Source organism: Peptostreptococcaceae bacterium, assembly GCA_016649995.1.
GTDB lineage: Bacteria > Bacillota > Clostridia > Peptostreptococcales > BM714 > BM714.
Genome location: JAENWJ010000064.1, coordinates 1 through 8,456, shown reverse-complemented (window position 1 = coordinate 8,456; position 8,456 = coordinate 1). Strand labels below are relative to the sequence as shown.

The following is an 8,456-nucleotide window of genomic DNA, read 5'->3' as shown; positions in this document are numbered from 1 at the left end:
ATTGAAAATAGTCATTTATCACGAATAAGAGGGGATGGCTGTTTATTTCAATCCGCTGTTTTGGTATTATAAGGTGTAAGGAAAAATAGATGGTGAGGGGTAAGGAACATGAAAAAATGGGATTATATTATTGTAGGGGCTGGACCTTCGGGAATTTTCGCTGCGCTTGAATTAAAGAAATTGGACGAATCATGCGAAATACTGATGCTTGAAAAGGGCAACCCGATCGAAAAACGCACATGTCCGAAACGTATCACAGGAAAGTGCGTGGGCTGTAATCCATGCAATATAACGACAGGCTTCGCCGGAGCCGGCGCTTGGTCGGACGGAAAGCTGTCGCTTTCCGAGGAAGTGGGAGGTAATCTGCCGACCTATATTGGCCGAGATGAGACACGAAGGCTGATTAAGTATGTGGATGGACTATACATTAAATTCGGCGCAGACAAAAGGGTATACGGAATGGATGAGAGCGAAGGCATAAAATCCATACGGAAAAAGGCCATAGAGAGCAATCTTAATCTGATAGAATGCCCAATAAGGCATATGGGAACGGAAGTTGGAAACACTATATACACGGAGCTGCAGAAGCATTTGCAGGAAATAGGCGTGGAGCTTTCCTTCAGAAATCCGGTGAAGGACCTTCTTATTGAGGACGGAACCGTATGCGGAGTAGTGGCTGACAAAGACTACTTTGGCGAAAAGGTTGTAGTATCCATTGGGAGGGAGGGCTCTGAATGGTTCAAGGCCATCTGCGAGAAATATGCAATAGATACGGAAGTAGGGGATGTCGATATAGGGGTAAGGGTGGAGACGCGCCGTGAAATTACGCGGGAGCTTGATGAAAACATGTACGAGAGCAAGCTGGTATACTATACGCCCACCTTCGACGACAAGGTAAGGACATTCTGCAATAATCCCGGTGGAGAAGTTTCAACAGAGTATTATAATGACAATCTGGCCGTTGTAAACGGGCATAGCTATAAATCGGAGGATAAGAAGACTGCAAACACAAACTTTGCTCTCCTCGTCACCAAGCATTTTACTGAGCCGTTCAATGCACCCTTAGCATACGGAAAGCATATTGCAAAGCTCGGGAACATGCTTTCGGGAAACAAGGTCATAGTTCAGCGCTATGAGGACTTTAGGCGCGGAAGAAGGACTACCGTCCAAAGACTCGCCAGAAACAATATTGTTCCGACACTTGTTGATGCTGTTCCGGGAGATTTGTCTCTTGTTTTGCCGTATAGGATCATGAAGGACATTGACGAAATGCTGAAGGCCCTAGATAATATAGTTCCGGGAATAGCAAGCAATGGAACGCTCCTATATGGAGTAGAGGTTAAATTCTATTCCAATAGGGTAAAGGTTGGTAAAAATTTCGAAACGAACATCTCGAATCTCTATGCACTGGGGGACGGAGCCGGAATTACGCGAGGACTTATGCAGGCCAGCGTAAATGGAGTTAGCTTTGCAAGGCAAATAATGGAGTAAGCATGGGATTGTAGTTTGGACAATATATTTTATCGAGATTATTAAGACATGTATTCATAGGCGGTGGGATTATTGAAAAAAAATAAATTTTATACCATAGTAATTTTGATCATGCCCCTGCTTTTGTTCGCTGTATTTTTCCTCGGCAATGTTTCAAGAGACAAGGCTATAAATGGCGGAATAGACTGCGTGGAAGCACTTGTACGCATAGATGAACTGACGGGGGATGCCTATGAAGGACGGCAAATGGGAACCCCAGGAGGCGAAAAAGCCTCGGAATACATAAAAAATGCATTGCGTGAGCAAGGCATTCAAAGCTTAGAGGGAGAAGGGTACGGGATTTCATTTGACGCAACGACGGCTATTGTCGAATCCGCGGAATTCAAGATTGAAGATATGGGCGCAGGCTTTGCGGATACACTTGAAATATACAAAGACTACAATCCAGTGACGAAAGGTTTGGGAGGAAGTATAGACTACGCAGGACAAATATTGCTGGCTGTGGGGCCCATAGAGTATATTCCGGGACATATGCTGGCGGGCAGAGTGGTAGCTGCAAGGACAAGCAATCTTACACATGAAGCCAAAATCCACGTGCTTAGGAGCGGGGGACAAGGTATACTTTATTATGACGATTCGAAAACAGGCGGATTTGAAATAGAAAGAAAGAGCATCGATGCTTCGGGAAAGAGCATCGAATCCATTTTTACGGCACGCATAACCGGCGAGGTCTATGATAAGCTGATTGACGGTGCCGAGGATGGAGTCTTTGACGGCGCCGAGATTCGCGTCAAAATTGGATTCCCATACATTGCGGGTGAAAACATAATCGCTTGCATACCGGCTCCTAAAAGCGACGAATATCTGATTATAGCAACAGGATACGATGGCTATGGAGCATATGGCGAAACCGGCCATGTCCCGGGAGCAATAGACAATGCAAGCGGTATTTCGGGGCTTCTGGAGCTTTCGGAAAAACTGAGTAAAAGTAATATGACTCCGAGCAAGAACCTTGTTTTTATGTTTCTTGACGGCGAAAAAACAGGAGCCGCTGGGATGAATGAATACATTAAAAATCCTTTGTTTCCGCTTGAAAAAACAGAGCTGATATTTTTGGAAAACCTCGGATGGAAGAATTCCGACAAGACCAGTATTGCCTACGATGCAGGCAGTAATTCATCGGAGAACCTTGCCGAAAGGATTATTCAAGATTATGAAAAGACCGGACTTGAGGCCTTCATCGAGGATGCCTATTTGGAGGGAAGCCCTAAAGCATTGAGCGATGCAGGGGTCCCGGCCGTGATGCTTGCCGGCGCATCAAGAGAAGAGCTTAAGGTCATTGCCGGTACGCCAAAAGACAATTCGGGTCAATGGGACGAGAATGTATTTACAGAAAACTTGTCCGTATGTCTCGATTTTGTCGAGGCTGATTGCTATGATATGCCTTATTCGGGATACGTGGACATGGGAGCGGCTATGTTTGGACTGATTCTTATGGCCCTTCTTTATGTTTCATATGCTTTTCATACATTGCATAGAAGACATCCGGGCGCATGCTTTGGAAGCAAATCAATTAGCGGATTGTATTTTTCAACGCCGCGCATTCTGGCGGAGGGGCTATCAAGCTTTGTCATGCTGGCTTTGGCGACCATAGCGCTGACGGCTTTTGCGGTCAACCTGCATCTTCTGGATTTGCATTCGTTTCACGGAGCGTCGGAAAGATTGTATTCTTTTATAAAAAATATCAAAATTGAGGAATTCAATAATCTATTTAATGAAGGCCTTGCTTTAAGCGTTGGATTAGTGTCCGCATCCGCGGCCATCGCATTTACAGCCGGCCTCTTTGCGGGGATGCATCAAGGGACGATGCGCATAGGGAAATCGGAAGGAAGGGGAATATTGCCGATTATGGTATTGTCTCTTCCTCAAGCATTTATTGCACTGGGTCTTTTGTATGTTTCAACCATCTATATGAGAGTGTATATGGCAGATGGCGGGGTCTCTATACTTGGCCTTGAAACCTTGATATTCCCGGTAATTTCAATGACAATTGTTCCTTTTGTTTGGTTTTATGGAGAAGTGTCAAGCATGGCTCAAGGGGAAATGGTTAAGGATTATGTTCTTTTGGCAAGAGCCAGGGGGTTCACAAGAGCAAACATATCGAGACATGTTTTCAAGGGCCTATTCATAAGTTCTGTCAAGCGTATTCCGGAATTGATGGCGATTGTATTATCAAATTTGATTGTTGGCGAATACATATTTGGATTACCGGGCATAACCAACCGTTTGCTTGTGGAAATTAAAAGCCCGGAAACGGCTTTTTCGGCAATGCTGTTAATTGGAGTGGTATACATTGTGTCTGTGCTGCTTTCGAAAGCACTTGTCGCTCTCCTGAATCCGAAGGGAGGGTATTGACATGAAAAAGAGAAACTATCATTTGGCAGCGGGCTCCATATTGTCTTTTGCTGTTCTTTTACTTATGCTTTTTCCGGAATTCATGGTTCCGGAAAAAATTCATTCTTTAGAAAATATAATGGATTTAGGTGAAATGGAGTATATTGGCATTATAATAAACGGAATCCGGATGGCTGCAATTACTGCGGTTTCGGTTGCGGCCATTCGCCTTATAATTGCAATTCCGACAGGGATTATGGCAGGCCTCGGCAGCTGGAGCGCAGGAAAACTTATAGGTCTATTTGAATCAGTTTTCAAGATTTTGCCACCCAACATAATCGGCCTGGTTATCCTTGTGGGAATATTTGCCAATGATTCGTTCGGCGTAACATTTGCGGTTGTTTTTACTGCCGTTCTGAGTTTTGTCGGCTGGAGCGAAGCAGCAGAAAGAATTTCGATTGAAATGAAAGGGCTGCAGGGTGACATGGTGTCTAAAGGCCGCGATGCTGCGGGCAAAGGATCTTTTTCTATTGCCTTTGGAAACATGGGGAGACTCTTAAAGGATGACCTTCCGGCCATGTTTTTTGATCAAACGGCAAAGGTATTGACGCTTATTGCACAGCTGTGCGTATTCTATGGATTATTGAAAGGATTAGGCATTGGATCAAAGACAGGCACACAATTTCTTCCGTATTGGCAGGAAAAGCCATGGATGGTTCTTTATCCGGCATGTGCGTTTTTTATAGCGATATTCGGGTTTAATCTTATGGCGGAAGGTCTGAGGATAAGGCACAGACGCTCTATTGAGAATCCATATGACAAATACAGATTTTCGGCAATTGCTGTAGTGCTATGCATAGCATCGGCTTTGGCGGTTCTGTTTGTATATTTAAATCTTTTCATTCCTGACTTTAGCATGGCTGAGATGCGCCGAACACTAGACTTCGAAAGAACCGGAGAGCTGATTCCCGGCAGCGTAGAGGTCAGTGAAAGAGCCAATCTGATAGCCTCTGAATTGGAAATGATAGGTTTTTCACCGGTTTCGGATTCCCTTATACAAAGCTATGAAAGAAAAGAAAGCTATTCGCCAATTTACGATGAGCTGACATTTGCCGCGGGAGAAGAAAAAATTAACTACTTGGCCGGCACGGATTACTTTGCGGAAACCTTCGGTAGATTCGATGTATCCGGAAAGGTATTCGACGGACGAGGAATGGACTATTATTCATTGGAGGAAAGCCATCGGGATTTTTCGGGCTATTGGGTAATGATTGGAAAGCGCAGGTATAGCGACGGGGATATTATTAATTTTGCAGAGAAATTGCTTTCGGAATATGGGGCAAGAGGCGTTCTCCTTGTCAGAGACGAGATGGAATATCGTTACACTGCGCAGGGAAGCAATCCGTCTGCAAAACCGATTCTGACTATAAGCGAAGAGCTAGCTCAAGCTTTAGCTAATGGGATAGGGGAACTTTCTTACAGGCAAATATCGAAATCAAACGATGGCCAAGGTGTCTATGTTTTAGGAGAGATGGAAAACACGGAACGCGCAAAGCAAGAAATAATAATCGTTGGATTGTCATATGGCTGGCAGTATGAACCTATAAAGAGCGGAAAGATAGAATTCGGACTTGAGCTTGCGAGGCAGCTGGCTCGAAGGAAAGACAGGATAGAACAGACAATTGTTTTTGCATTTTTCGATTCGTCGGGAGGTGCAAATCGAGAGGGAATGGATTACTTTGCGGAGCACATGCCATTTAGCAAGGAAAATGTCGCTCTATATATTGATTTGACAGGGGTTTATGAAGAGGCCTCCGGGAGTGTGGCCTACAAAGCGGAAATGGACAATCCAGGTTACTCGGCAATCGTAGACAGCAGAATAAGGACTATTCTGCATGAAAAGGATTATCCTTACGAATATAGCCGAATGCAAAGCATTTCCAATGGAAAAATGTTCGAAGAAAATAATATTGATACAATAACGATTGGCTTTGAGCCATATCCCGGGAGCTCGATGGATATTGAAGACCTTGGCAACATAATAGTTAAGACAATTATCAAGCTCGGCCGATAGGAGGGTAACCATGAGGCACAAAACAATACTTAGGATTGGCAATCTTTCTGTTTCCGAGAAGCGTAGTGGAAAAACGGCAAAGCTTATAAGAAACATGGATTTTCAGCTTGAACAGGGCGGCATATTGGGAATAGTCGGGGAAAGCGGCAGCGGCAAGGAATATTTGCCAAAGGCCTTGCTCGGGCTTTTAAACAGAAATGAATATAATATATCCGGAGAGGCTCTTTATCTAGAGCAGGATATTCTTTCTATGGATGAATCCGATTTGAGAAAAATTCGGGGCAGTGAAATTGCATATGTATTCGGCAATCCGAGAAGCGTGCTTAATCCCTACCTGACCATAGGCAGGCAATTGAAGGGATTGGCAGGACACTACCGGCTTGAGAGCGTGCAGAACGGAGTCGACGAAGTCCTTGAAAACCTCGGAATTGAAGACCCAAAGAGGATAAAAAAGGCCTACGCATCCCAGCTTGAAGATGAACTGTTATATAGAATAGGCTTGGCAATGGCTGCCATACCCAGACCTAAAATACTGATTATTGATGAGCCTGCGGAAGACTATGGCGGCATGGCGAAAAAGGGGATGCTGGTACTTTTAAAGAGAATCGCTATTCAGTATAGGATATCCATAATCGTAATGACAAAGGATTTCGAACTGGCAAGACTCCTTAGCGATAGGATCATAGTAATGTATCATGGAATAGTTGTGGAGGAGGGAACGGTGAATCAATTTATTGAAGGCGCCGACCATCCGTATTCTGCGGGTCTCGTTCGAAGCATTGAGTCGGCAATAGAAAAAGATGAAGACATGTATGCATTGCCCGGGGGCCAGACACGATTTGGTGACAATACATTGAGATGCCCCTTCATAGAACGCTGTGAGCGCAGAAAATATGTTTGCGCGAACGAGATGCCCAAGCTTGCCGGGGAGGGCCTTCATAAGGTCAGATGCTTCAATCCCGTGGGAGGGGAAGAGTTATGAGGGCACTGCTTGAAGCAATCCATTTAAGGAAAGAATATATCTGTCGGAAAAATCTGCTTGGCCCCAAGATAATTGCGAAAGCCTTAGACTATGCAAGCCTAGAGATATTTGAAAATGAAACGCTTGGGCTTATCGGGGGACATGAGAGCGGGAAAACGACCCTTGGAGAATTGATTGCAGGGCTCGGCGTTCCAGATTACGGCAGAATTGAATTCAGAGGCAAGGACATTGGAAAATTGAAGGGAAAAGAAAAAAAAGGAATACATGGGAAAATCCAGATTGTCTTTCAAGATGTTGCGCAGCATGTTGATAGCCGGTTGACAATAGGAGAGGTCATAGGCGAATCGATTATCAGCTGCAAAAGAATTCAAAAAAACCGGGAGCCGCTGGAAATGATGGAGGTTTTGGAGATTGTCGGACTGAATCCGTCCATCGCTTATTGCTATATAAGCCGATTGGATGAAATGGATGTTAAGAAGGTGGGCATAGCTCTTGCCACATTATGGCGACCTGATTTGATAGTATTGGATGAACCCACCGATAGACTGGATGCATCAATCAGGGGGCAAGTTATCGATACAATACAGAAGATTAAGGAGCTTTACGGAACGAGCTATCTCTTTATTAGCAAGGATTTGAACACAGCAAAGAAAATTTGCGATAGAATAGCTATTATGCACGAAGGTAGAATAGTAGAAATCGGACAGGCAAAGGCTATAATGGAGAATCCGAAAAGTGAATATGCAAGGGAATTCTTGGATTCCATTCTATAAAAAACGCAAAGGGTTTTTGGAAATTATTTAGAAAGGCGTGAAAAAAATGTTTCTGCAAAATTGGAAAGAAGAAAAATTTGAAAAAATATTCAACAATGTATATTACAATTTCAATAACCTAAGAGAATCTGACGAATCCTTCAGCAGAGAGGACTTAAGAAAGCAGCTTGACGACCTTTATGTGAATCAGGGAAACGATTTAGAAGGAAGGGGCGAGTCCATGGATATAGCTATGTGCGCGCAAATTGCTGCCCTGGAGCAGGTTCTTTCGGAATGGGAGGATGACGCTGAGTGAGGGTTTTTATTGCGGTTAAGTTTGATGAAGACATAAAAAATGGGAAGCTGTTATACACTCAAATATACGAAAGCGGGTTCTCGCAATGAATATAAATAAAAAAAGACAAAATCCTACAAGCAACAGGCTGGGGGAAGATCCGGTTTTTTCTTTGCTGCTAAGACTTTCGCTGCCGGGGATTTTTTCGATGGTAATACAGGCTCTCTATAATGTTGTTGACAGCATATATGTTGGACACCTGAGCAAAGCGGCATTGTCCGCTATTTCTTTGGCTTATCCCATCCAATTGGTTCTTATATCCATAGGCGTCGGAACCGGTATTGGGGCCAGCTCGCTAATAGCGAGGTTTTTGGGGGCGGGCAGGAAGGAAGAGGCAAAGGTGGCCGCAGAGCAGGCAATATTCTTATCAATAATTTACAGCATTGTCTTCGCTGGCATCGGACTAAT

7 protein-coding genes are annotated in these 8,456 nt (G+C 44.1%); all 7 read left to right on the top strand.

Features of this window, described 5'->3' with window-relative positions; genetic code table 11:
- Positions 1-108: 108 nt before the first annotated feature.
- Entirely contained in the window at positions 109-1,491 is a 1,383-nt protein-coding gene (locus JJE29_08470; protein MBK5252648.1) for an FAD-dependent oxidoreductase, read from the top strand.
- A 72-nt stretch (positions 1,492-1,563) separates the two neighbouring features.
- Positions 1,564-3,906 carry a M28 family peptidase gene (locus JJE29_08465; GenBank protein ID MBK5252647.1) on the top strand — a complete coding sequence of 781 codons (2,343 nt, stop codon included), beginning with the start codon at positions 1,564-1,566 and terminating at the stop codon, positions 3,904-3,906.
- Between the two features lies 1 nt (position 3,907).
- Positions 3,908-5,959, top strand: a complete 2,052-nt coding sequence (locus tag JJE29_08460) for a hypothetical protein (protein MBK5252646.1) — start codon at positions 3,908-3,910, stop codon at positions 5,957-5,959.
- A gap of 10 nt (positions 5,960-5,969) precedes the next feature.
- A complete protein-coding gene (locus JJE29_08455) occupies positions 5,970-6,941 on the top strand; it encodes an ABC transporter ATP-binding protein (GenBank protein ID MBK5252645.1) in 972 nt (323 codons plus the stop codon).
- A complete protein-coding gene (locus tag JJE29_08450; protein MBK5252644.1) occupies positions 6,938-7,714 on the top strand; it encodes an ATP-binding cassette domain-containing protein in 777 nt (258 codons plus the stop codon). Before JJE29_08455 ends, JJE29_08450 begins: the two co-directional genes overlap by 4 nt.
- A 46-nt stretch (positions 7,715-7,760) precedes the next feature.
- Positions 7,761-8,009: a hypothetical protein gene (locus tag JJE29_08445; GenBank protein MBK5252643.1), complete on the top strand. Its 249-nt coding sequence runs from the start codon at positions 7,761-7,763 to the stop codon at positions 8,007-8,009.
- Between the two features lie 85 nt (positions 8,010-8,094).
- A partial coding sequence (locus tag JJE29_08440) for an MATE family efflux transporter (GenBank protein ID MBK5252642.1) occupies positions 8,095-8,456 on the top strand: 362 nt, incomplete at its 3' end.